The following is a 24,855-nucleotide window of genomic DNA, read 5'->3' on the forward strand; positions in this document are numbered from 1 at the left end:
GGTCTCCCGGCTGCTGATGAGGTACCGATGGAGGCGTCATCGCAGCGTCTCCTCGCCCCCGGCCGCGGCCGGACCGGTATCTGCCGCGCCGGTGCGCCGCGTCTCTGCGCTGGTGAACGCGGCGGCGATCTGCTGCACGAGCAGTCCGAGCGAGGGCAGCAGCGCGGCTACGGCCGCGAGCTGTCCGAGCACGGTCATCACCGTGCTCCACACGAGGACCGCCGCCAGCACGGCGAGGATCCACACCTGCTTCCTGGGCATCGCACCATTCCCTGAACTCGAGGCGTCTGAAAGGCACTTCGGCAGCGGTGCTGACGCGCCGCCGAAGGTGAACGACAGCATGGCGGGCCGCCCACCCAACACTCAACGTGATCATGGAGTCACGGAACAATGCCTCCAACGGCCCCACCCGCACCTGGCGCCCAATACGCCAACACGGCTCCCCACGAGAGCAGAACAGGCCTCAACGAACGCTTTTGGCGGCGAAAACGTACAACTCATTGCGGCACCCAGGGCGGGGCGCACCATGGAGTGGACGCCGCCCGTGGGCGTCGGACCTTCCCGTCTGGAAGGCCGCGCGATTCCCTCGTGCTGAAGAACGACCGGAGGGGACCGCACCAACTCCCGCCCAGCCACCCTGTGCTGGGCGGGAGCTCCACACCAGTGCGGGCCAGGCCGGCCGATTTCCTCGCCTGGGACCAGGCCTACGCCTTCTACCGCCGCTCCGCGCGACCGGGAGTTGATCACCGAGTTCCACGACCCGCTGGGGGAAGGTTCGCGAGATCGAGGGCCGCATGGAGCCGACCGCGGCGGCCATCGACTCGCGGTCTGTGAAGAGACAGTGCGGGCAGAGCATTACTGCCTCGTTCCACGCTCTCTCGGGTCCTCGCTGGCGGAACGTTCCCGAGAAGGGAATTCCTGGAAGCATTCGTCAAAGCCTGCCGTCAACCGAACACGAAGGTGACGGACTGGCTCGACGCCTACACACGGATTCCGCGGGCCGAAGAGCCCCGCTGCCGCCGCACTGGCACGAAGCTGTAGAGCAGCGGGCCCAAGAGCTCCATAGGAAAGCCTGGAACGACTACATGCACAGAAGCATGTTTGGGCGGCCTCCTCCCGACAGCTTCTACGAGGCCGATCCGGATGACGAGGACGGGAGGTGGTACTTCCTCCGGAGCCAACGGACCCTCGCTTCAAGCGACTACGACGAGGACGACCCGACCGCCGACGCGGACGAGCCGTACGGCTGACGTCAGTGGCCTCCCGTCGGCTCCACGTCCCACCCTGCGCCTGGCCGTGGTATCCGCCGGGACGCGGCAGGTCGAGGTGCAGGGTCTCCGCAGCCTGTCGGCCGAAGGTGCCGGTCTGACGGCCTCCCGGGGGCCGGCCTGGCAAAGCGCGGCAGTCGTCCAGGCGCGGGTGAGTGGGGTGCCTGGCATGATCGCGCTACGGTCAGCGCGGTGCGCGAGGATGGGCCCTGTGCAGCGTAGCCAGGCGGCCGCACACGCGACGGCGGACGTCCAATTCGCGCCGGAACATGCATACGGTAACGAACCACGGCGGCGGCCGCGAAAGCGCAGGCCGTGGCTCCCGCCTTGGTGCGACCGCGAGTGGTCACTTGATGCCGCACGTTACTAAAAAAGGGGCCGTCAGACTTCGTCGTAGAGACGGCCAGGAGCCTTCAGGCCTCTCGGCACGACGACAGTTGACACCCCACCCGACGAGAACACGATCGGCCAGCAGTTGGACGGCACTCACCGGGCAGGGCCGGGCCTGCCTGACAGGCCTTACGCGATCACGAGATGATCGCGTTGAAGAACAGCACGCCGCTGGCGAACGCACCACCACCGGCGAGCAGGCCTGCCGCAGGTGCTCCGCCCGCCCAGACGGTCAGGGCGGCGGTAGCCGCCGCGGTCAGGACGCCGAGCAGCAGGATGACCGCGGCGCGCTGGCTGAGCAGCGGAGGCTGCGGATTGGGCTGAGGCACCGTCACGCTCCATGCGAGGTAGGGGGTATGCAGCCGTCGTCTCCGGGTGCGGCTGGTGCAGGAGGTATAAGCGGGAAGCGGGCACGTCACCCCTGTGATGTGAATCACCGTCAGCTGTCGAAAGTTTCTTGGGGAACGCAGGGGGGAGGCAGGCGCGCGGCGTCTATGACATACGCGAGATGGTCCGCACGGGCCGCCGGGAACCTGTCGCAGATGCAAGGGAGCGGATGTGCCGGAAGCGATCGAGGGTGGCGAGGACACCGCCTGCACCCCCATGTGCCCCCTCGATGCGGAGGACGCGGAGCTGACGCCGGACGACCTGTCTCGCCTCGACCACGACCTCGGTGCCGTCACGGACGTGCAGGAAGCGGCCCGGCGCCGGCAGAGGGACGTCACCATCGTCGAAGTGCTGCGCACCGACGGCTTCACAGGCCCGCGCTACCAGAAGGTCGTCAACCGGCTGTCGGAGTACGGCTACCACACCATGAACAAGTGGACTGCTAACGGCGAGGCCTTCCGCAAGGCCCGCCAGGCCGGTAGGCCTGTGCCAATGCAGAAGATCACCCTCGGCTGGACGGCGGAAGATCGCCACGGCGTCGTCGTCGACAGCGTCCTCGGAGGCCTGCACGTCTTCCACACCTACGGGCTCGTCCAAGGCCGCTGGAACCCTGATGGCGGCGCCAGCCTGGACACGTACTTCATCGGTGCGGTGATCCGCGCCTTCCCTCGCGTCTATATCCGCTGGTTCGACGGCCACCAGCAGAGGCAGACTGAACTGGGCCACTCCCCGGACCACCACGAGAACACCGACGTGTTCTCCCTCGTGCCGGACCAGCGGGCCGCTGATCCTGCTCACGTCACGGTCACCTATGACTATCTCGACCGCCTTCTCCCGCTGGTGACGGACCCGCAGGTCCGCGAGGCCCTCGGATGGCGTGCCATGGGATACACCCAGAAGCAGGCCTCTCAGCGGGTTGGGCTGACGGAGAAGGCGCTCGAGCGCCGCACCCGCCGCTTGCGCGACCGTCTCACCCAGCAGGTGCGCCAGCTCGAACCGGGAGAGGGAGGAGCACGATGAGCGTCCGAAGCGAAGGGACCATGAGCACTTCCGAGACGCCGGACTACGACGACTTCGACGCCCTGCTGGAGGCTTCCAGCCTCGGGGCCCCGCGTGTGGTCGCCGCGCTCGGTTCGGCACCCCCGGACGCCCGACGGCGCTTCGATGCCGCCGCACACCACCCCCTGTCCTGCAGCCCACCCCCCGGACACACGCCCGGCGACCCCGCCGCACAGGCACAACGACCGGCGCCCTCAAGCCCTGCGGGCCAGGGCGCGGTCACGAGGCTCGGAGTCGTGACCACGATCGGTGCCGGAAAGACATACGCCCTCCTCAGTCAGATCAGCCGGGTGCGGCGCCGCAGGGACAGTGCTGAGGGATTCATCAGCCGACCGGTACGCATCTTCACCGTTGCCGCCTGGCCCCGGCCTTTCGCATCGGTGCCCCTGTACGTTCTCGACGACGAAGCTGACCGAGCGATGAACCCGTGGCCTGCGCAGGAACAGACGCTTCCGGCCGCAGCTCTGAGGAACCGCGGGACTGCCCGTTCTGACGGACCATGGCATCCTGCGGATCTCTGCCGGCTGCTGTTCCACCCCGCCAGCGGGTTCCCGACTCTTCTCCGCCACATGGAGCCGGCTGCGTGCGCGGAACCCGACGTCCTGCGCGAGATGCTGGTCTGGCGCCTTCTCACCGACCTCACAACGCGAAGTGGACCAGGCCAGGGCCGGGCGGCTGCAGCGCTGCTCCTCGCCACAGGGATGGCCTGCGTGCGGCAGGACCCGAAGGAACCGAACGCTTCGGGACAGGCCTGGCCACAAGCAACAACCTTCCAGCCGCTGCCCATTGACGGGTCCAGCCAGGCAGGCCTCGTTAGCCGGCCCCTCCCGCCCCTGCTCTGGAGCAGAGCGGACGGGCCGGGATTGCACGCAAGGCCGATGGAGTGCCTGCGGCACGCACCGATGCCGCCAGACGCACCCTTCATCGACCAGGCCCTGCTGCGCCGCGTTGCCCGGCTGAACTCCGCACACGGCGAGCGGTCCCTGGCCCGCACCTGGCTGGTTCACGTCGGCACAGATGAGTGCCTGTCCTGGCCGCATGCCATGCCGCCCACCGCCGACGGCTGGCCGCAGGTCCTGTACACCGGTGAACGCAGCGAGACGGAAGATACCGGGCACCTCACCGCGCCCATGCACTACGCATCACGCGAACCGGACCTGGACACGCTCCGTGCGCCACGACCGGCACGCCGGGTCCACCCCGCAACTGACCGCGCCGCACACAACGAACAGCACACGACTGCAGCAGATTCCACCGACCAGAAGCTGGATCAGCACGACACCGCCAACGCACGGATCGAGTCACGGCACGGCACGGTCCACGCCTCGATCACCGCACTCCTCTGTCCGTCCGGGGACATCAGCAATCCCCTGCCCCTGCCCACACACCTCAACTACCGTGAGACGGACCCCTACGCGGTAGAGGCCGTGTTCGGTTTCGGTCTCGGACCACACCAAGTGACCTGGACATTCGCCAGAGACCTGCTGACAGACGGACTGCACGGCAAGACCGGCAGCGGCGACATCAGCATCTGGACCAGTGCCTGCGACGAAGGCCAGCTGCACACCTTCATCCAGCTCAAGTCGCCCACGGGAACAGCCCTGCTGTCCCTGCCACGCACACCCGTAAAGGAGTTTCTGGCCGAGACAACCCGCATGGTGGCCAGGGGAAGCGAACACGCCTTGCTCAGTTCCAGCCTCAACGACCTGGAGGCACAGCTGAACCGGCTCAGCGCCTTCCCGGGAAGGGGAGACTGACGCCTCTGGCGCGGGCGCAAGAAGGCAGGTCGCGACTGCGGGGACCGCGCCTCTTACGGTATGGCCAGGGTCAAGGTGTGAGGGAGGTGCCGTTGGTGAGTATGCTACAGGTGGACGTATTGGCGTATCGGGCGCCATGTCTGCAATGTTCCACTCAGCTGCGATGGGTGTTCGGCCTGCTGCCGTCGCACCGGCCGAGCGGTGGTGAATTCACCACGACAGACTTTCCCGAGGCCGTGGACGTGGCCCGCCGTATCCTCGCCGCCCGGGGAGGTGACGGCACAGAGCTGGTCGGACAGCTTCACGACCGGCCTGCGTGGCAACGGGGACGCAGCTTCAACCCCAACAGGTGCCGTGGGTGCGGGCACCACGCCGAGTGGTACGTGTTCGACGACATCCTCCACCGTGCTCTGCACGCAGGCTGGAGCGTCGTCGGGCAAAGCCGCGTCCCCGTGGTGCAGTGGCGGGCGATCCGCGGCCGCGGGCAAGGAATTTTCCTGCCCGTGCCCTGACCACCTCACCGGGCACAGCAGCTCCTCAAGACGATTGAGGAAACGGCGGGCACAGTTGACGGCAGCCGGCTCTTCGGCGCCGTCGCCTCACGCAACGGGCGGCAGGGACACGCCCGGCCCCCCAGATGCCGGACGGCAGTTCGGCAGCGGGCGTCGCGCGACGGGTGTGGCGCAGGGCAGGAGGATGGCCGCATGCAGGATTCCCAGGCCGGGGCCGGTGCCCCCGCGCACCAGTTGCCGGACCGGCTGCATTCGGTCGGGCCGGGCTGGCACCCTTTGCTTCAGCAGCTGCACGAGCAACTCGTCGCCCGTGAACCGGACTACAGGGTTGCCGACCTGAAGGAGAAGCTCGGCACTGTCCGTGTCCACCTCGCACCCCGCCCCGCTACTACCGACCACCCCGAGACACGAGCCCTGATTGCCACAGCTGAGGCGCAATCTGCGGCCACCTGCGAGTTCTGTGGCGCACCGGGTCGGCGCCGCAGGCGTGGTGATACTGACCACGGCTGGATCAAGACGGCGTGCTACACCTGCCACACTGCGTGGTCTCACGGCACCATCCTGATCGTCAGAGGAGCCGTGCGGCGACGGGAGGAGGCCGCTCCTGGCCGGGACCTGTCACCTTGAGTGGCCGGGAAGCGGCACGGGGGCGCCTTGATGTGTCAGCCTCGCGGTGAACTTCCCGGAATGCGGGGAAGAGTCGATCCCGGCTGCCCTCAGCCTTCCTGGTAGAACAGCAGATTTGATGAGAGAGCCCGGCGGGCAGGCACGGGAGACTATCGGCTGTCACCGCGGCCGATGCGTATGTCGTCCAGGAGCCGTTTGGTGATGGCCTCCGGTTCGGTCTCGGTGGCGGTTTCGATGGCTTCCTGAGCGGCCTGGCAGATCAGGTCGTTGAGAGAGGCGATGTAGCCGCCGGTGCGCTGGTGGAGGTAGCGGGAAAGCTTCAGCAGGGACTTGGGCTTGTGGTCGTACAGGCACAGGTCCTCGTCGAAGCCCTGGACGACACTGTGCCAGTCCTCGCCGTAGGGGATGACCCCGGCCCACAGCACCGGCAGGTCACTGAAGTAGGTCTTGCCCTTGACGACGTCGGGCAGGTTCTTGCGCCGCTTGTCGTAGCGGGCTTCGTGGACGATTTCGCGGGCGCCGGTGCCGCAGAAGACGAATGTGACGTTGGTGCGGTCCTGCAAGGCCTCGAAGTAGCTGAAGGCGGCGCCGATTTCGTTGTCCTGGATGCGGTTGATGCCGTCGAGGAGGACCAGCCGGGTCTTCGCCTGCCGCATCACGTGGGCGACGGGCTCGGTCATGTCGGCGGTGCGGCGGTTGCGGTCGTCCGGGTTGATGGTGTGGTTGAGGCCGAGGAACTCAGCGAAGGGCAGCGACCAGTGCAGATTGCTTTCCTGCTCCGGTGGGACGCTGATATGGATGACCGGGATGCGGTTGGGGTCGGGGCCCAGATCGGATTCGATCAGGCCCTGGAAGCCGCGGCCGATCTGCACCAGCAGAGTGGACTTGCCGGTACCCCGGTCCCCGTCAATGATCATGTCCGTGGCGCGGCCGATGCTGCGGAACCGGTTCTTGCGTAGCTGGCGTCGTGCGTCCAGCAGGCCCCGCCACAGTGCCGGAGTGATCACGGGGAGCATCTCGGCGTGGTACATCAGGCGGGGATCACGAGGCCCGACCTCGGTCCCCTTGGGCGCCCAGTCGGCCCGCTTGGGCGGGGCCAGCTCGCGGGAAGCCGCGAGGTCCCATCCTTCCCGGGTGGTGAGCAGCGGCGGGTCGATGGGCTGGGTGACGGCCTGGGCCACACCTGGGCCGAAGGCGCGGATCAGCTCTTGTCGGCTCACGATTCTCCTTCGTCTTCTTCTTCGTCACCGGGCTCGCTGGCATGGAGCGAAGGCGCTGTCGGGGAGGCGGAGGACCGGGCTATGCCAAATACCTCTGCTGCGCTGCCTCGCAGGCTCAACGCGCCTGTGCTGTACAGCCGGGCCGACGACTGCGCAGGGCCGCCCGTGTCCGCAGTGCGGAAGTCGTCGGCGGGCTCGTACTGCGGCTCCGTGTCTGGCTGTCTGGGCAGTGGGGGAGTAGCAGGCCGGGCCGCCTGCAGGATGTATCCGGCGGCCGTGGTCAGCGAGGGCGCCCGTACTACGGTGGCAGGATCGGGGTCGGGGATGCCCTCGTACGGGTCGGCCGCCGGCACGTCCAGATCCAGGGCTGGTCCGGTGAACAGCTGCGGTACCCGCGGGGCGTCGGGGTCCGGGCCGCGCCGGGCCCGCTCGCGCAGTTTGGACACCTCGCGGGCGATGCGCCTCTGATCGTCTTTGCGGCCGCCGTCCTCGAGCACGTTGAGGGTGGCCTGCTCCCAGGTCCACTCGGTCCAGTCGTCGCCGATGAGCCGCTGGTGGATGAATTCCGCCTCCACCCAGTCGTCCTGGTGGTGGTCCCACAGCCACACGAACCGCGGCGCATAGGGGCTGTAGCGGATCTGCCAGCGCCTGCCCTGCCCGGGGACCCCGGTGTGCCGGTTCTTGTACTCCTGCAGGGCCTCGCTGTTGTAAGTACGGTTGCCGATCCTGACGCCCTTGTCGGTCACCTTCAGATAGCTGAACGGCAGCAGCTTGCGGTTCTCGTGCGGTGTCAACGCCAGCGGCACATGGCCCTCGGCGGCCACCAGCGTGGCGTACATGCGGTTCGGGCTGACCGTCAGGCCGGGCAGAAACGGGCTGCGCAGACCGTCGTGGGGTTTTTGCTGCCAGTCCAGGGCGATCCACTCATCGAGCAGGTCCTGCAGCTCGTTCAGGTTCCACAGCGGCCCGTCGGTGAGGTGTTTGCCGCGCCGCTTCAGGTCGGAGCCGGTGTAGCCGGCGACGTACTGCGAGAACCGCCGCTTGATCGCGTTGAAGGTGCTCTCGATGATGGCCTTGTCGGTGGCGGTGCGTTCCCGGGCCGGGCGGACTTTGATGCGCAGCATCCGGCACACGTCGTCGAAGTGCTCGCTGTTGAAGATTTTGCCGTGGTCGACGACGACCATCCGCGGGCGGATCACCGGCCGGGCGGCCGCCCCGGCCATCCGCGGATCGCACGCCACCAGATCCGCGTACGGCATCTCGGAGTGCTCCGCCAGCGATCGAGGGGACCAGCCGGGCCGGCCCGGCATGGGGGCCAGGGCCTGGGCCAGCATGAGCACCGCGTCGAAGGAACGGGTGGCGCGCCCGCCCAGCCGCCGCCCCCTGGGACCGCGGCCCGGAACCTTCGGCACGATCATCGCGCCGATGATGGTCCGGGACGCCACGTCGATCGCTGCGGTCAACTCCACCTGCACCGGCCGCCCGTCATCGCCGATCGCGATCACGTCCAGGCCGGTGGAGTCGATCTGCACCTGCTCGCCCAGCCGCCACGCCAGCGTCGGCGTGTACGGGGGAACAGCGCCGTTGGCCTCGTCCAGGCGCCGGTCGGTGGGCCAGTGCAGAGAGGCCACGTTGATGCCCAGCCGGCTCAGCAGCCGGTAGAAGGTGGCCCTCGAGATCATCAACTTGTCGTACTCGGTCTTGTGTTCGCGCCGGACGGCGGCCTGCAGCCGCTCATACAGCCGGCTGGCGTCCCCGTCGGATTCTCCGAGTCCGGCCTTGACCTCCGCCAGCAGCAGCTTAACCACCCGCTCGTCGGTACGTCCCCAGGGTGAGCCCGGCACGATCTCGCGGATCAGCCCGAACACGCCGCGCGTCTGGTAGGCGCGCCTGCGCCGTTCGATCGTGCCGGCCGAGGCATGTCTGAAGCCCAGCGTCTTCATCTCCGCGGCCTTGGCGGCCAGACGCTGGCGCACGGTGAAGTGGTCGGGATCGTAGCCGGGGCGCGGCACCGCGCCCTCCTCGGCATCCGGGGGCACCCCGTCGTCGATCTCCCGCAGATGGCGCTCCCACTCCCGCACCAGCTTCGAGTCGACCTCCGACAGAAGGGACAGACGGCTGGTGTCCGTCACCTGTTCCCGTTCGAGTTCCTGCAGGTCCTCGTCCAGGAGAGCGAAGTCGTCGGCGCCGGCCACGGCCTCGATGAGGGCACGGGCATCCGCTCCCTCCTCGTCCAGGCAGCCCAGCTGCACTTCTGCGCCCTGCAGCACCAGGACCCGGTAGGTGCCGCCCTGCCAGCGCAGCCTCGCCCCCAGCCGCAGCCCGGCCGGCTTTCCCGTATCTGCCTGCACTACGGCCGTTGCCATCCCTTATGCCTCCTCTGCATCGGCCGCCTGGCTGGCCCACACCGGCGAGGTCGGCAGCAGCGGCCTGGTCCAGTCACAGGTCAGCTCGCCCGTCCACACCAGGTGCCAGGCATAGCCGGGCGCTTTCAGCCCGAGGCCCGAGGCGGCCGCGCCCGCCAGCAGCGGGCGCGGTGTGGCGAATACTTCCAGCAGTACCCGGCGGACGTGATCGTCGGGGGAGAAGTCCGGGCCGCTGAAGTGCGCGGCGCCCTCCAGTGAGGACCGCAGTACCCCGTGGGGCACGCGCAGCGGGCGTATCTCCCAGTCCGCCTCGTCGCCGGCATGCTGCAGCGCACGCTCCTCCATACCCGTCTCGTCGCGGGGCGGGTGCGCGAAGACGAGTCTGCGTCCGGCGCGGGTGCGGGCGACGAACGCAGGCTCCACGGTGCCTCGCCGGCTGTCCAGCTTCCAGTGCACTTGCACCACACCGGACTGGAAGCACACGATGTCCGGGTCGAAGTCGAGGAGCATCGCCGCATCCATCTGCACAGCGCTCGTGCACCACACCGCCTGCCCGGTGGTGGCAGCGGCCCACTTGGTCAGGATCGAGGGACGGCCCTTGTATGCGTGCGGCTCGGACAGCGACTGCCGTTCCTCCAGCGGCACGCCCCGCAGACCGGCCGGCTCGTCACGGCAGGTGCGGCCTGCCGCGCTGCGGTACTGCACCTGTATTTCCATCAGCCAGGGCAACCCCTTCCGCACCTATCACCCCGCAGGCCACGGCAGGAGCGGTGCTGGCACCGATGCTAGGCGACAGGCCGCACCTGTCCGCAGCCTGCCTCGGACCTGCAGCCCGGGCTACCGCTCTCCTCAGAACAGGCCGACGCGGATCAAGCGTTCTGCGCCCGGGCAGCGCACGAACGGAGAGGCCTTGGGCTTTGCCCCGGCTGTGGGCCGATGCCATCGCTTTGCCTCCGCAGGCTCTCGACGCGTAGGAGAACGGCCGTTCGCCCTGTGGCGCATCGGTGCCTGGTCAACCGTAAGGACGGGGGCCACGGGCCAAGACCTCCCATGGGACACAGGTCAGTTTGTCGACGGAGGCCATCTCCGGCACGTCCTTGTGCGGGGCGGCCGGTCGCAGCTGCCAGCGCTGTTGCGGGCGTGTAGTCCGGGGACGCCTGAGCGGCGGATGCTGCTGGCTCCACGCGGCCAGGGCCCTCCCCAACTGCCATCCCAGGTCTTTGACGACCTGCTCGCGCCAGCGCTGGTGCTCGTCCGGCCGGAGCCGATGATCGAGGCGGCGTCGTTCAAGGAAGGCCATCCGGGAGGCGACCCGGACCGCCATGGGCAGCAGACGCAATGGCGTGGTCCGCCCGCTTCCCAGGCGCGGCAGGTGCAGGGCCTCGTGCGACAGGACGCCGAAGGCATCGGCGACCAGCAGCCGGCCCACCGGGCCGGCGCCCACCAGCCGGAGCCGGCGCCGCTCGGCCTGGATGACATGCGGGCCCGGCGACAGGTCGATGAAGGGAACCCGGTCGTCGCGGGAAGTGTCGTGGAAGCGGCCGTGACGTACGCAGATGTGCCACGGATCCGGCCTGATCAGCCACACCGGGTCCAGGACACCTCGGCGGGCCGCGCACAGCGCGCATCCGCGTACCAGGAACCCGGCGTGCGGCCGCCACGGCCACTTCCACACGGGGATGTCGGGGGAGTCGGGCAGCAGATGCTCATCCCGTAGGCTCACCAACGCCCGCGTCAGTTGATCAAGGGGGCGCCCGGTCATCTCCGCCAGCCGCCGACGTGCCGCCTGGTTGACGTACAGCTCGCTCTCCCACGGGTCGACGCCAGCGGCGGAGTGTCCTTCGCCCAGGGTGGCCAGAAGGTGGGTGGCGGACTGTCCGTGGCGGGCGGCCAGCCGGGTCACGAAGGAGCCGGTCGACTCACCGTCCACCAGAGGCTGCCGGTAGGACAGCGGCCGCATCTGTTCCGCCACTACTCACCTCCAGCCAGTACGGGCGCCCCATATCCGTGCCCTGCCCCCGGACGGCCATGTGCTGTGATCTTGGTAACGACTTTCCGTATCAGCTTTGAACAGCTGACGCGGCTGACGCAAGGTCGATTCAGCGCCCGGCCGCGCCCGTCGACCGGGGTGTGGCCGGACAGCTGTTGCCTGCTCGCCTCGTGAAGGGAGTCCCGGCTGTGGCGGACAGAGGCGTCAAACAACTGCGGGTTCACCAGCGTGAAGCGTACGACGCCGCGGTGCGGGCCCTGTCCCGTATGCCCAGGGCCACGATCGTCTCCGCCACCGGCACAGGAAAGACGATCACCGCCATCCGGATCGCCGAGCATTTCGCCGGCCCGGGACACATCCTCGTCGTTGTCCCCTCCCTCAACCTGGTCAGCCAGACTGCCTGGCACTGGCACGCCGACAGCCGCATCACCCGGATGCTTGCCGTCTGCACGCTCAAGCCGGCCATGGTCCGCCTTTCCGGGGACCGCCTCACCGCTACCACCGACCCGGCCCGCCTCGCTCGCACCCTGGCAGCTTTTCCCGGTCCGGGCGTCGTGTTCGCCACCTACCAATCTCTCAAGGCGATCGCCCGCGCCCACCAGCATTACCAGCTGCCTCCGTGGGCGATCGTGATCATCGACGAGGCGCACCGCAGTAGCGGCAGCAGCAACAAACAGTGGGCCGCCGTCCACCACGACCGTGAGATCCCGGCCGAACGCCGCCTCTACATGACCGCAACTCCCCGCGTCTGGAAGCCCGAGGACCCCACCGCGCAACGCCGCCGCCGTCGTTCGCCGGAGCCCGACGAAAAGCCTGAACCCCTGGCCTCCATGGACGACGCCTCCATCTACGGGCCCGTTGTCTACAACCTCGGCCTCGCTGATGCCATCGACCGCGGCATCCTCGCCGACTACCGCATCGTCGCCCCGGTCATCACCGACGACGACCTGCGCGACATTCTCACCACCGACGACATCTCCCGTCGCCCCAACGGGTTGCGGCTGGCCGCCCTGCAGGTCTGCCTGCTGCACGCGATGAGAACCCACCGCATCCGCCGCGTCATCAGCTTCCACAGTCGCATCGCCTACGCCCGCCAGTTCAGCGAGACACTGCCCCGTACCGTTGAGGCTGCCGCTTCCACGACCCGCGTGCGCCGCCTGTGGGCCCGCGCTCTGTACAGCAAGCAATCGCCGCGCCTGCGCGCCGAGTTCCTGGCCGAGTTCGAAGGCATTCCCCTGCTGCGCCGCCGCTCGGGCCCCGCCGACTCCGTCGACGGGGCCGTGCTGTCCAACGTCCGGATTCTGGGCGAAGGCGTCGACGTGCCCGACGCGGACGCTGTTCTGTTCGCCGACCCCAAACGCAGCGCTTCCGACATCATCCAGGCTCTTGGCCGCGCCCTGCGCCAACCTCCGGGAGCAGGCAAAATCGCCGTCCTGATCATTCCTGTCTATATCGGCCCCCGACAAAGCACCGAACAGGCCATGCGCTCCTCGGAGTTCGCCATCCTGTGGGAAGTCCTCAACGGGCTGCGTACCCACGACTCCCGCTACTGGCGGCGCCTGGGCGGCGGCTACACCGACCTCTGGCGCACCGTACCCCGGCCCCCGCCGCCCGAACGCGCAGGGGAGGTCGCTGCCGTCACCGAACTGCGCACCCATCAGGTCGACACCGGACTTTGGGAGATCGGGTGGGAGGCCGCCATCCGCTTCTTCGAGCGCCGCGGACACCTCGACGTGCCCAGCGACTACACCGACCGCACCGGATACCCCCTGGGGATCTGGCTCGGCCAGCAACGCTCCCTCCATGCCCACGGAGGTCTCGACGCTCAGCGTGCCCTCGCCCTGACCAGCCTCAACGTCTCCTGGCCCCATCCCGAGGGAAGCTTTGAGGCCCGGCTGGAACAGGCCATCGTTTTCGCCGCCCACCACGGCACCCTGGCCGTCACCCGCGCCCCCACCCCGCGCGAAAGGCCACTGCTGCGCTGGCTGGCCCGACAGCGCCAGCTGGTCGCAGACAAAAGCCTGCACGACGACCGCCTCGACGCCCTCAACGCGGTCGATCCCTGGTGGAACCCGCCTTGGGGTGTGGCCTGGCAGCACGACTACATCCACCTCACCCTCACCCCGCACGCCGCCCCTGCCACCCCCACGCCCGCCTCCGGCCACAAGGCCGCCGCATGGCTGGACCACCAGCTCACCCAACTGCACACCCTGCACCCCCAGCAGGTCCGGCTGCTGGCCCAACTCAACGCCCAGCACCCGCACCTGCACCCCCACACCATGCTGCTGCTACCCGACCCCGCACCGCGCGCCCGCGCTTTTGGCCGCGGCCTGATGGCAGCCCGCCAGTTCCAGCAGCGCGAAGGCCACCTCCATGTCCCGCTCGCCCACCGGGAAGACGTCCACGGCGACGAGGTCCTCCTCGGCCAGTGGCTGCGCAGATGCCGCAGCAACACCGCACAGCTGACCGGGCCCCAGATCACCGCCCTCACTGCGCTCGGCATCGATCTGGACCCCGTCTTTCAGCCCGCCCCCGCCGCGGACCGGGCGGAGGACACCGTGGACGACGATGACTGGTGGTCCGAACCAGATCTGTCGTGGACCCGGCCCCCTCCTCTCGCCCTGCGCTGAACTCACCACCTCGCGCCTCGTCCCACCCGCCACACGAAGGAAATCCCGTTGCCCACGGCCGCACATCCCTGCTACTGCGCCCACACCAGAAAGATGCGCTGAAGGCGCTCACTGACGCCTTCGCAGCGGGGGAGAGGCGGCGATGGTCGTCTCCACCTGCGGAGCCGGCAAAACCCACACCGCGATCGCCGCCGCGCACCACCTGGCCCCCGACGGCGCCGTCCTCATCGCCCTGCCCGAATTACCTTCCCTGGAGAGCCCGGTTCGGGTTCGTGGCCTCCAGAGAAGGTAGGACCCTCTCTGCGTCCGAGCTTGGCCCGTCGCCCACCTGCGTCTGCCCGACGACGATCTCGGAGCTGCTGTTGGGGATGCTGCGTCTCGAGGATCCGTGTGTCAGCGGGCGGACGGTGCAGTTGAGGGTTGAAGCGGGGGACAGGTGAGGGCTCCTCGGGCCGCGGGCAGGGTTGCGATCTGGTCGGTGCGCACGCGCAGCGCCTTCTTCGTGAGGTCGGTCGTGCCCTGGGCCCGTTGCGGATCCCATAGCCAGGTCTCGTCGCCAGTGACGTCGAACACGATGACCGGGTGGCCGGTGGGCAACGGCCCTGGCTGCACGGCTGTTTTGGTTTCGTCGAGCGGTCTCACGCAGACCCGGCGGGCGCTGATGCCGAAGAAGGGAGATGGGTCGTGCCCTGCCGTCGCCTGTGCGGCGATGCGATCGGCGGCTGTGGTGGCGGACGACAGACCCGCTATCAAGGCTCCCGCCGTCATCAAGATTGTGAGCGTGCCGACGACGGCGATGCAGTAGGACTTCGAGCCGATGATCCAGTAGAAGTGCCGGGCCCAGCCGAGCGCGGCCAGCCCGCACACCACGGCGACGATGCACAGGCCAGCCAGCTGCACGCCAGCGAGATACATCCACAGGGGATCGACGTTGGCGGCCGAGAGAGGGGTGCCGAGGCACCCGGTCAGGTAGACGCCCTGGGCCAGCCGTCCCATCCAGGGCAGCACCCATGCCAGGGGGAGAACGGCGATCGGCAACACGGCAGCGGCATTGCGGGAGAACCAGCTCCGGCGCAGTGCGTACATGCAGCCGTGCAGCACCGGCAGCCCGCACAGGACGATGCCCGCCGGCCACCAGCCGCCCACGTCTCCCAGCGTCGTCGAGATCACCTGGATCACGAAGCCGCTGAACCCCGTACTGCCGACCATGGCCAGCCCACACAGCCAGGTAATCATCCGGGAGTGCCGTTCCCGCTCCGCGAACCACGGGCCCACCCACCACGCCGCTGCCAGCAGCAGCGGCGCCAGCGCGACCTGCCACCTCAGGCCCAGCCCCGCCAGCACCCAACCGAAGAGCATCGCGGCGGCACCCACGGCCATGCCCGGAAGTCCCAAGGCCCGGGTGTGCCAGGGGGCAGGATCCTGCGGGCGCAAGGCATGGGCGGACGCGATTCCGGGCCGCACGTCATGAAGCTCGTCGTCGAAAGTCACACCTCCCAGATCCGGCCTCCGGCGAATAGCCGCCACAACCTCCTCGTAGTTGCCCGGACCATCCAGGCGCACCCGGCGGTGCACATCCGCCGCCCCCACCTGCACCCACAGCCGCGCGGCCCGGCTCCGCCACCAGCCGGACCCCCAGTCGACCTTCCGATGCACGTACCAGGTACTCACAGCCGTTGGCGTGTCCTCGGGTTCCAGCAACGTGGAGTCACCGATCTGCGCCGTCACCCGGCCGGCCAGCGCCGCCGTGACGCGGCGCTCAGCCTCGCTTAATGCACCCCAGCGGCTTCCCTGCAGGCGTACCTCCACCCGGTACAGCACCATCGCGTCACCCTGATGGGCATCGTCCACACGGGAGAACAGCAGCCCGCACCGCTCCCACTGCTCACGGGCGGTGCCCTCCTCCATGCCGGCGGGGACATGGACCAGCACCGCCGCACGATGAGTGAAGTCCCCGGCCGGTGGTGGCACTTCGCCGGGACTGTTACCGTCGCCGCCGGGCGGGGCGGATGGACGACGGGAACGAAACTGGGCGACAAGCGCGCTTGCCATGATGGCGAACCTCCAGCACGGACCTGGCAGACACAGCGAGGCACCACCAGCGTGTCGGTGAGGGCACCGCTGGCCTGCGATTGTGGTATGCAACAGTGTCCCTGCGATGGTGCGTCCTCCCATCGTCGCCCACTGACAGCGCAGCGATACGTCCTGCCCAGACGTGCGAGGCCAAGGGGGCAGGGCGCAGAGATCGATGAGCGTGCACCGGGCGTCGGGTCAGCCGGCTGTACTGTGCACCACGGCCCACACGATGAGCGCTTCGTCATCGTCGGCACTGATGATGACGGTGTCGGCACGACCGGCTGTGATGGACGTGATGGTCTGGCCGCAGGCGGTGACGGGGTAGCTATGTTCGGCGCCGTCCGTCTGGTGGGTAGTCGCTTTGGCCGTCCCGTGGCCGTGGCAGCGGAAGCTGACGCGGTTGGCTGTCGTTTGGTCGTACTGCTGTGCCATGCCCAGGGACACAGGTATGCCCGGCTTCGATATTCCCGTGTCGAGTACACGCTCGGAGGAAGGCCGGTATTTCTTGAGGTCCTTGAGGAACTGGGCGTGCACCGTCGATGTCTGGGTGTCCCCGTTGTGACCGACGGGGGGAAGGGCTCCGGCCAGCGCCAGCCCGACCGCGGTCAGGGCCGCTGCGCCGAGTGTCAGGGCGCTCGTTACGGCGCCCCGCCCGTTGGGGTATAAGGAGTCATGGCCGACCTGGGGGAATTGCGGGTGTGTCCAACGCTCGCGTCGCCGTGGTTCCATCGCGCGATCTCCGTTTTCACAGGTTCCGTCATGGGTCTCCGCCACGGACAGAACCCCTGGGAGTCATGCGTAGGAGTTGATGGCGGAGGCGATGAGGGTGAGGACCGGGCCTCCGTGCACGGCCAGGTCGGTCAGCCGGGTGAAATCGTCGGTGTAGTGCTTGACTTCATGTGACTGTTTGACCGTCAGATATGCGGATACCAGTTCGACATTGACCTGGCGGTCGTCGAAGATCCAGAAGTCTTCGACAGCGGGCATGACGCTGCGGTCGGCGTCACGTCGGATGATGCCGAGGCTGACCGACGCCAGGACCGTTGCCTCAAGGAGACGGCTGAGCTGCTCAACCATGACCGCAGGCGGGCCCACCCGTCGGTACAGCACGGTCTCCTCCAGCACGATCGCGAACTGTCTCCCCCCTTCGGTGAGGAACTTCTGCTTGTCCAAGCGGGTTTCGACCGCGGCCTCGATCTCGTCGGAGAGCTGCCGCCGCTCTCGGATGCCGGCCAGAACGGCCCGGGTGTAGGCCTGTGTCTGCAAGGGGCCAGGCACAAGGCTCTGTGCGTACGCCTTGAAGCGGCGTGTCTGGTCCCACAGCGGCAGCACGCTTTCCTGGGCATGCTTGAGTCCTGCGCGTTCCATGGACCGCCACTCGATGTACATGCCGTCGATGCCGCGGGCGGTGGCGATGAGGTCGGCCGCGGCAGTCTCCTCGCCACACACCCTGGTCCACGACTCGATATCGGCGGCGGACGCGGCAGCGTGCCCGTTCTCGATGCGGCTGCACTTCGACTCGTGCCAGCCGCAGCGCCGAGCCAACTCTCGTGCGGTGAACCCGTGTTGCTGGCGCAGAGCGCGCAGGCGCTGTCCCAGATCCCGACGGGCTTCCCTGATGCTTGAGGAGGTAGGCATGCGGACAGTGTGCAGCGGAATACGCTATCCCGACCAACGCCTCCACAGCCCCAACTTGCCCTCATCTAGGATCTTTTAGGGCACTATATGTACACTCTGGCTTGCACTCGTATGCGGGGCGCTGTCGGGTGCAGGGAAGAGCCGCAGGAGCCTCGTGGGGAACTCGACCACGGTTTCGTGATCAGGAACGGTGATGGACGCCAAGCGGGCCGGGTCTCGCACCTTCCAGGCCTGCAGCAGATAGCTGTCCGATTCATCATCGTAATAGAGGGTTGGGCTCCCATTGTTCGGACTCTCAGGGTCCTTGCACAGCAAGTACAGCGCCACGAATCCTCCATGCGCTCGCGTGAATGTGACCCTTCGAGAGTGATCGGCCGCACAGGGGCACCACTACTGGCTTGCGGAAACTTGCTTCGTGAAGATTCACATAGCGCGTAACTTGCGGAAACTTGCATCTGTCTCAAGTTGATCACGCAAGAGCTGCACGTGCGAACGCCGATACAACGGTCGCCCCTCACGTGCCCGCACAGCACAACTACCAACTCACGGCCTGACCCTCGGACCTTCTGAGCTGGGTGTAGCTCCCCTCCAGGGAAGCCCTTGAGCTGGGAGAACGCTGGTTGATGGTGTGGGCGGGGTAGGCGTCCCTCGGGTCTGTTCACAACAATGGTGTCCAACATGTCCTCGGTTCGAGAGGCCATCGGCCTCGGCGTTCAAGGCTCACCCGCCCACGTCAGCGCCCTTTCGGATCCGGTCGTCTGGACCGGTATCCGGCCGGTTCCCCGTGACAGCCGCCTGGAGGGGTAGCCGTGGTCACGAGTCCCGTTGCCTTTCGGCAGCCGGCATCCGCTTCTTGGACTTCCTGTCCCACCGAGGGCTTACGCCCCTCTCGCGATCGGCCTACCCGGCCTCAAGGCCGGGACCCCGACGGGGTTTCCGCGTTCCGCGTATACGAGATGCGACCGGGGAGGACGCCCCCTAAACGCCGGGACCAGCGGTGTTCACACGACCGACGGGGCAGGCTCCGGTCGTCGCTCGCCGCCTCTGCCAGCGGCCAGGCCTATAACCCGGCATTCATCCCGTCTCCCGGGTTTGTCGATCACGAGGCATCACAGGGCGTTCACTCGCGTTCGTCCGTCCGGCCTTCTCCTTGCCCGGTTGCTCCCCCTGACGGATCGGGGGCCCTTGGGCGTCTTCCCTGAGCTTCGCACCTTCGCCGAGCAGGACCCGCGAACGCACGTCAGAGCGGAGATTGGTCTCGAACACTGACCGAGAATTACGCAACCGGCATAACCGGCCTCCAATCTGTGAGTTCACTCATATGCGCGACCTCGTGTCGCACCACCCCAGTCGACCTGAGCCTGAGCACCTGGGACGACCTCGAAGCGGCGGTGCAGCCCCGCCAACTCCTTGGGCATGACGAGTTCCTCGGCGATCCTCGGACGGGCCTGCTGGACAAAGAGCTTGACGCGCTGGTAGTTGCCGGTTAACCCGTACTCAGCGGACAGCCGTTCGTGGATCACCGATGCCTTCATCAGGATCTCGGCCCGCAACATTGCGTCGACCAGCGGCGCGAACTCGTCGATCTTCCTGGGCACCACCTGCCCACTGGCTGTGCGACGCGGCGGAGTCGCCGGACCCGCTAGGGCGTGTATCGGAAGTGCTGGCGGGGACCTCTGACTGAACTTGAAGTCGGTTTCCCGCCAGCATTGGCGATGTCAGCCAAGCAGCCTGAGTGCATGATGACCATGACTTACCAGCCGACTGCCATTGCTCCCCACGTCCTCGATGGGCTCCGCGAACGCGACGATGCCGGCGTGATTCCCCGTGCCTACGTGTACGACATGGACGGAGCACCCTTGCGGTGCTGCTTGCGCCGGAGTCGTGCCGGCGAGCGGATCTCGCTGGTGTCTTATGCTCCGCTGCGTCGGTGGGCGGCCGAGGTGGGCGTCGACCAGGGGCCTATGACGAGGTGGGCCCGGTTTTCATCCACACTGGCCAGTGCACGGGACCGAATGCATCCTTCGGCTATCCGTTCGCCGAGACCGGGGCCCTGCGTGTCTTTCACCAATACAGCGGCGCAGGTCAGATCACGGGAGGTGCACTCGTGCAGTTGCCGGACGACCCCGACCAGGCACAGGCTGCCGTGGACCGGGCCCTGCACACGGCCCTCGCCGATGCTGAAGTCGCAGTCGTGCACGTACGGGCGGTGGAGTACGGCTGCTTCCAGTACGAGGTGCGCAGGCCCTGACCGCAGACCAGGGCTTCAGCCTTCATGGCGTGCGCCGGTCATAGCCACTCGTTGATGGCTGCGACCAGCACGGTCGCTTCGTAGCGGACCGCGAGCTTGTCGTAGCGCGTGGCCACAGCCCTGTTGCGCTTGAGTCGGTTGATGCCGCACTCGACCGCGTGCCGCTCGCGATAGTCGATCTTGTCGAACCTCGGCGGACGACCACCGTGCGAGCCGCGCTTCTTGCGGTTGCGGGCCTGGTCGGCCTTGTCCGGAATGGTGCAACGAATACCGCGCCTGCGCAGGTAGGCGCGGTTTTTTCGGGAGGCGTATGCCTTGTCGGCGCGGACCCGGTCCGGACGGGTCCGGGGCCTGCCCGAACCCAGCCGGGCCACACGGATCTTCTTCAGGACCGGCTCGAACTGCGGGGAGTCCCCGCGCTGGCCAGCGGTGATCACGATCGACATCGGCTTCTGCCCCTGCTCGACGGCCAGGTGCAGCTTGGTGGTCAGACCGCCGCGCGAGCGCCCGAGGCCGTGGTCGTCGGGCTCAACGCCGACCCCGCCGGGCGGTTCCTTTTGCAGGGCCCCTTTTTCCGCGCCCCGGCGGCATGCTGGTGGGCCCGGCAGACGGTGGAGTCGATGTTGATGTCCCAGGTGATGAGCTCCTTGGCATCGGCCTGGGCCTGCAGTGAGGCGAAGATCTGCTGCCAGGTGCCGTCCCGCTGCCAGCGCCGAAACAAGTCGTACACCCGAGCCCAAGGGCCGTACCGTTCAGGAACATCACGCCACGGAACACCGGTACGGGTCCGGAACCGTATGCCGTCGATCAACTGCCGCCGAGTCCATATCGGCGGACGGCCCGGCTTCGTACCCCTGGGCAACAACGGCTCCAGCCGAGCCCACTGCACATCCGTCAGATCTCCACGTGCCACGAAGTAAGATCATCGCACCTCAAGATCCACTTCTGACACACGCCCTAGTACTTACGGACCGTCTTGCGGTCCAGCCCCGTCTCCCGGGCGATCTCCGACAGGCTCATCGCCCCGGACTCCGACAGCCCACGAAACCGCCGTAGTTCCGACCACCGACGCGGATCCAGACCACTGCCGACCACCCCCTGCCGCCACACACCGACTACGCAGCAGAGTGCCGACCAATGCTCCTCATCGGATCTGGCCACGTTCATCCGTACGCGGGTGGGGACGTTCAGGTGTACGCCGACAGCAGGGCCGCAGTGTGGATTTCGCCGCCGAAGTTCTCTCCGCTGGGCTGGTCCACGGGCGCTCTCACTTCGAACTGTTCGCTCAGATTCTGCCTCCCGGAAAGCCGCGCTCACGGCGCAGAGGTTCCCGGAGCCCCGTTGCTGTTCACGGCATTCGCGTCAGGACCCGCCAGGCGGATGCCTTGGCCCAAGGCTCGTCGCTCAGCCGCAGGGCCTCCTCGAGGCTTCACCGGTTACGTCTTCCACGACCATGAGGAGCAAGTGCAAGGACTACTTCACCGCGGCGGGCGAGCGCGGGAGCATCGGCAAAGCCGTCGAGGGCAGTCTCGGTGAAGGCGGCGGAGCCTGCTGTCGTCAGTCGGGTTCGGTTACGGCCACGAGGGCGGGTTTCGGCGGATCTCCGGGGCAGTGTGGTGAGCGGCGGCTACAAGAGCGCAGGCCGCGCTACGGACGCTCTTGCCGGGTGTGGCGGGCACGACTTTGTCATGGAGGCCGACGTCCACAGGGCTGCCGTCAACCAGAAAGGCTGACGTCATCCGATAGGCGGAACCGGTCCGCCCGTGCTGGCTTCGCGTACATCACCATCGACAGGATGTCCGAAGACGCCGCGCCGCATCCGTAGCTCGACCGGCACACGAGGTCACCTACTTGTACGGGCACCTGCCGCGACCATGCTGACCTGTTGGCCTGACCGCGGCGTGGCACCGCTTCAACCGGGGGAGTCCTGTCATGCCGTGGCCCACACTGCGTACCTGCCAGCAGGAAGCCGTCGACCGGTACATGGCCGACCGCAAGGGGCAGCGGGAATGGCTGGCGATGCTCACGCCCGGTGCGGGCAAGACCATCTTCGCCCTGTATGTGGCCGCCACCCTCAAGCAGATGGGCGTGATCTACCGGGTCGCCGTCTACGTGCCCAGCGACTCGCTGCGCCAGCAGTGGGCGGACGTCGCCTCCGCGTTCGGCCTGGAACTGCTGCCGGTGAGAGAGCCGTCGGACTACAACGACCGTGAGTCCGACGGATTCGTCGCCAGCTACCAGCAGATGAACGCGGCGGGCGCGGAACGTGCCTACCTCGCCGTCACCTCCACCCCGACACTGGCCATCCTCGACGAGGCGCACCACCTGGGCGACAACAAGACGTGGGGCGATGGAACCCGGCGGGCCCTGACGCACGCCGAGAACATCCTCATGCTCACCGGCACGCCCTGGCGGTCCGACGACTGTCCCATCCCCTGGTGCCGCTACGACCCCGAAACCGGCCGGGTCCTGGTCGACTTCGCCTACGAGTACGGCAACGCGGTCGCTGACAACGTCTGCCGGGCCGTCGAGATCCACGCCTACGACGGGCAGGCCCGCTACCTCGACAACGCCACCGAGATCACCAAGTCGCTCCGCGACACCGGCAAAGGCCGGGAACTCGGCAAGATGTTCGACGCCGTATTCGACCCGGACCAGGAATGGACGCCCGCACTCCTGGAGAAGGCCCATCAACTGCTCGCTGACCGGCGCAAGGACGTGCCCGACGCCGGAGGGCTGGTCGTCACCGACAGCAAGGAGAGAGCGAAAGCGATCGCCGCCATCCTGGCCCGCATCAGCGGCCAGCAGCCCACCGTCGTCACCAGCGAGGACGACCAGGCCGTCGCGAAACTCGACGCCTTCCGTCACGACGGCTCCAAGATGTGGCTCGTGGCGATCCGCATGGTCTCCGAAGGCGTCGACGTCCCGCGCCTGATGGTCGGCTGTTACCTCAGCCGGTGGAAGACGCCCCTGTTCTTCCGCCAGTACGTGGGACGCTTCGTTCGCACCCGCCCCGACTGCCCGCCGCAGTACGACGCCCACATCATCATCCCGGCAGTGTCCATCCTCATGGAACTCAGCACCGAGATCGAACAGGAACTGCGCGACAAGCTCAGCAGATTCGACGACGACGAACTCGACGCCGCCGATGAGACCGGTACACCGTCAGATGCCCTGCCTTCCTCGTCCATTCCCCAGCAACGCCAGGAGAACAGCGCTTCAGGCGACGCCCATCAGACCGAGCTCTTCGACGTCGACGGCAATCCGGTCGGCACCACTGACGGCATCCCGGCGCCCCCGGGCACCATCACCCTGGAGGTCGGCTCTGCGGAGTTCTACCGGTCAGACCGCCGAGGCATTGGACAGAACGCCGACATCTACCTGCCCGGCCACCGCGCATGCCTCGACTACAACATCCCCACCACATACGCCCGCCACATGGCGGAACTGCTGGTCAACCAGGAACGGACCGCAGCCGCTGCGCCTCCTGCTCCTGCGACACCGCAGCCGGCCCCCCTGCCCGCCTACAAGAAAAAGGACATGATCCGGGCCGAAGTCGACCGGAGCGTCGACCGCCTGGCTCGTATGCAGTGCCGCCGGACAGGAAAAGACAACGCACCGGCGAGGGGAAAGCGACAGGCCGCGATCAATACCGATCTGATGCGGCGGTTCGGAGCCCGACCTGACTGCACCACCTCTACCCTCAAGCGCATCCTCGACTACCTGGACACAGAGATCAAAAAAGAAGCAGCTCTTGACGTCGGAAGGCGGGGGACGGACCGTGCCCGGTGAGCTCAGAGAACGCGGCCAGCTCGTTGCCTCCCTCGGCTCTTCCCTGCGCTCGGGCGCCACGTCCCTGGGGACCGTCCCCAAGCTGCTGGAGGAACTTCTCACCACCGGTGGCTGGATGGACTTCGTCACCCGTCTCGGTGACCGCATCACCTACGATCCCGGCGAGTTCGCTGACTTTGTGGAGACCCTTCCTCTGCAAGGGCTGGGAGCTGACCTCACGATCGTCGAGAAGCTGATCGGCCAGCGTCCAGATCTCCTGGCGATCCTCTATGAGCTGACGCCCCCACGTGACCGGGGCCGTCCGAAAAATATGGACGATGTACAGAATTTTTCTGGCCACCTGTCCGCAGCGGCCGACGAAGGATCTGCTGTGCCTGCGCCGCGCAAGAAACAGCCCAACGGCAACAACGTCGAGAACATCATGCGCAAGCTCGCCAAAGACCGGCCCGACTTGCTGGAAGAAGTCACCGCCGGACGAATGAAGGCCTACACCGCCGCAGTGGAAGCCGGCTGGCGCAGGCCGCAGACCACGATCCCGTTGACCGACCCGCAGGCCGTCGCCCGCAAACTGCTGGAGAAGCTCGGAGCCGAACAAGCCCGCCAGGTCTGTGCTGCCTTGACGGAACTGGTCGTGGAGACACAAGACGATCCCCCCTGAACGAGCACTACTGAGGAGCATGATCGAACCGGGCAGAGGCTTTGGCATGCGGAGGAAGCCAAAGCGGTCTTCACCCGGCAGCGGGCCGGAACGACAGCCTGTGTGCGGCGGCGACGCAACGCCTGACGCCCGGCTGCCGGGCCGCAGCGACGCCAGCCCCGACGAGCGCGAGCTTTCCCGGGAATGCCGCAGATCAGCCACACTGACAAGGCGCCATCTCTGCTCTTGGGTGGA

17 protein-coding genes and 2 pseudogenes are annotated in these 24,855 nt (G+C 67.6%); 8 read left to right on the plus strand and 11 right to left on the minus strand.

Going from position 1 to position 24,855, the window contains the following annotated elements:
* Window positions 1-36 precede the first annotated feature (36 nt).
* Window positions 37-261 (minus strand): hypothetical protein, encoded by a 225-nt coding sequence (locus ACFYPC_RS34345; RefSeq protein ID WP_391891068.1) that lies wholly within the window; start codon window positions 259-261, stop codon window positions 37-39.
* Between the two features lie 836 nt (window positions 262-1,097).
* Between ACFYPC_RS34345 and ACFYPC_RS34350 the strand changes: the two genes are divergently transcribed.
* Window positions 1,098-1,250 carry a hypothetical protein gene (locus tag ACFYPC_RS34350; protein ID WP_391891069.1) on the plus strand — a complete coding sequence of 51 codons (153 nt, stop codon included), beginning with the start codon at window positions 1,098-1,100 and terminating at the stop codon, window positions 1,248-1,250.
* 545 nt (window positions 1,251-1,795) lie between these two features.
* On the opposite strand, the gene ACFYPC_RS34355 is transcribed toward ACFYPC_RS34350, so the two are convergent.
* The gene (locus tag ACFYPC_RS34355) at window positions 1,796-1,987 is read right to left on the minus strand and encodes a hypothetical protein (protein WP_391891071.1); all 192 of its coding nucleotides are present in this window, start codon (window positions 1,985-1,987) and stop codon (window positions 1,796-1,798) included.
* A gap of 229 nt (window positions 1,988-2,216) precedes the next feature.
* On the opposite strand from ACFYPC_RS34355, the gene ACFYPC_RS34360 reads away from it, so the two are divergent.
* From ACFYPC_RS34360 to ACFYPC_RS34370, 3 genes are all read left to right on the plus strand, one after another.
* Window positions 2,217-3,065: a hypothetical protein gene (locus tag ACFYPC_RS34360; protein WP_391891073.1), complete on the plus strand. Its 849-nt coding sequence runs from the start codon at window positions 2,217-2,219 to the stop codon at window positions 3,063-3,065.
* 941 nt (window positions 3,066-4,006) lie between these two features.
* Window positions 4,007-4,861 carry an SsgA family sporulation/cell division regulator gene (locus ACFYPC_RS34365; protein WP_391891075.1) on the plus strand — a complete coding sequence of 285 codons (855 nt, stop codon included), beginning with the start codon at window positions 4,007-4,009 and terminating at the stop codon, window positions 4,859-4,861.
* Window positions 4,862-5,028: 167 nt separating this feature from the next.
* Window positions 5,029-5,373: a hypothetical protein gene (locus tag ACFYPC_RS34370; RefSeq protein WP_391891077.1), complete on the plus strand. Its 345-nt coding sequence runs from the start codon at window positions 5,029-5,031 to the stop codon at window positions 5,371-5,373.
* Between the two features lie 776 nt (window positions 5,374-6,149).
* Here the strand turns inward: ACFYPC_RS34370 and ACFYPC_RS34375 are convergent.
* From ACFYPC_RS34375 to ACFYPC_RS34390, 4 genes are all read right to left on the minus strand, one after another.
* Window positions 6,150-7,220, minus strand: coding sequence for a TniB family NTP-binding protein (locus ACFYPC_RS34375; RefSeq protein WP_391891079.1), 1,071 nt, complete (start codon window positions 7,218-7,220; stop codon window positions 6,150-6,152).
* Window positions 7,217-9,586, minus strand: coding sequence for a transposase (locus ACFYPC_RS34380; RefSeq protein ID WP_391891081.1), 2,370 nt, complete (start codon window positions 9,584-9,586; stop codon window positions 7,217-7,219). Before ACFYPC_RS34380 ends, ACFYPC_RS34375 begins: the two co-directional genes overlap by 4 nt.
* A 3-nt stretch (window positions 9,587-9,589) precedes the next feature.
* Complete coding sequence (locus tag ACFYPC_RS34385; protein ID WP_391891083.1) at window positions 9,590-10,303, minus strand: hypothetical protein; 714 nt, start codon at window positions 10,301-10,303, stop codon at window positions 9,590-9,592.
* Between the two features lie 295 nt (window positions 10,304-10,598).
* Entirely contained in the window at window positions 10,599-11,558 is a 960-nt protein-coding gene (locus ACFYPC_RS34390; protein WP_391891085.1) for a TniQ family protein, read from the minus strand.
* 206 nt (window positions 11,559-11,764) lie between these two features.
* Here ACFYPC_RS34390 and ACFYPC_RS34395 point away from each other — a divergent pair, with 206 nt between their 5' ends.
* On the plus strand, window positions 11,765-14,206 hold the full coding sequence (locus tag ACFYPC_RS34395) for a Helicase associated domain protein (protein ID WP_391891087.1): 2,442 nt from the start codon (window positions 11,765-11,767) through the stop codon (window positions 14,204-14,206).
* A 393-nt stretch (window positions 14,207-14,599) separates the two neighbouring features.
* On the opposite strand, the gene ACFYPC_RS34400 is transcribed toward ACFYPC_RS34395, so the two are convergent.
* From ACFYPC_RS34400 to ACFYPC_RS34415, 4 genes and pseudogenes are all read right to left on the minus strand, one after another.
* Entirely contained in the window at window positions 14,600-16,258 is a 1,659-nt protein-coding gene (locus ACFYPC_RS34400; protein WP_391891089.1) for a hypothetical protein, read from the minus strand.
* Between the two features lie 219 nt (window positions 16,259-16,477).
* Window positions 16,478-17,056, minus strand: a complete 579-nt coding sequence (locus tag ACFYPC_RS34405) for a hypothetical protein (protein ID WP_391891091.1) — start codon at window positions 17,054-17,056, stop codon at window positions 16,478-16,480.
* An 18-nt stretch (window positions 17,057-17,074) separates the two neighbouring features.
* On the minus strand, window positions 17,075-17,920 hold the full coding sequence (locus ACFYPC_RS34410; protein WP_391891093.1) for a helix-turn-helix domain-containing protein: 846 nt from the start codon (window positions 17,918-17,920) through the stop codon (window positions 17,075-17,077).
* A gap of 1,343 nt (window positions 17,921-19,263) precedes the next feature.
* A pseudogene (locus tag ACFYPC_RS34415) lies at window positions 19,264-19,557 on the minus strand (IS21 family transposase); the annotation flags it as partial.
* Between the two features lie 102 nt (window positions 19,558-19,659).
* Here ACFYPC_RS34415 and ACFYPC_RS34420 point away from each other — a divergent pair.
* Window positions 19,660-20,171, plus strand: a pseudogene (locus ACFYPC_RS34420) (DUF1203 domain-containing protein).
* 38 nt (window positions 20,172-20,209) lie between these two features.
* Here ACFYPC_RS34420 and ACFYPC_RS34425 read toward each other — a convergent pair.
* A protein-coding gene (locus ACFYPC_RS34425) for an IS5 family transposase (RefSeq protein WP_391891095.1) occupies window positions 20,210-21,084 on the minus strand; the annotation gives its coding sequence in 2 pieces (ribosomal slippage) (window positions 20,210-20,692 and window positions 20,695-21,084; 873 coding nt in all).
* A 1,019-nt stretch (window positions 21,085-22,103) separates the two neighbouring features.
* Between ACFYPC_RS34425 and ACFYPC_RS34430 the strand changes: the two genes are divergently transcribed.
* Together ACFYPC_RS34430 and ACFYPC_RS34435 are read left to right on the plus strand one after the other, a co-directional pair.
* Window positions 22,104-23,963: a DEAD/DEAH box helicase gene (locus tag ACFYPC_RS34430; protein WP_391891097.1), complete on the plus strand. Its 1,860-nt coding sequence runs from the start codon at window positions 22,104-22,106 to the stop codon at window positions 23,961-23,963.
* Complete coding sequence (locus ACFYPC_RS34435; RefSeq protein ID WP_391891099.1) at window positions 23,953-24,621, plus strand: hypothetical protein; 669 nt, start codon at window positions 23,953-23,955, stop codon at window positions 24,619-24,621. Before ACFYPC_RS34430 ends, ACFYPC_RS34435 begins: the two co-directional genes overlap by 11 nt.
* The last annotated feature ends 234 nt before the right edge of the window (window positions 24,622-24,855 follow it).

This window comes from Streptomyces sp. NPDC005808, from assembly GCF_042871385.1.
In the GTDB taxonomy this organism is placed as follows: domain Bacteria; phylum Actinomycetota; class Actinomycetes; order Streptomycetales; family Streptomycetaceae; genus Streptomyces.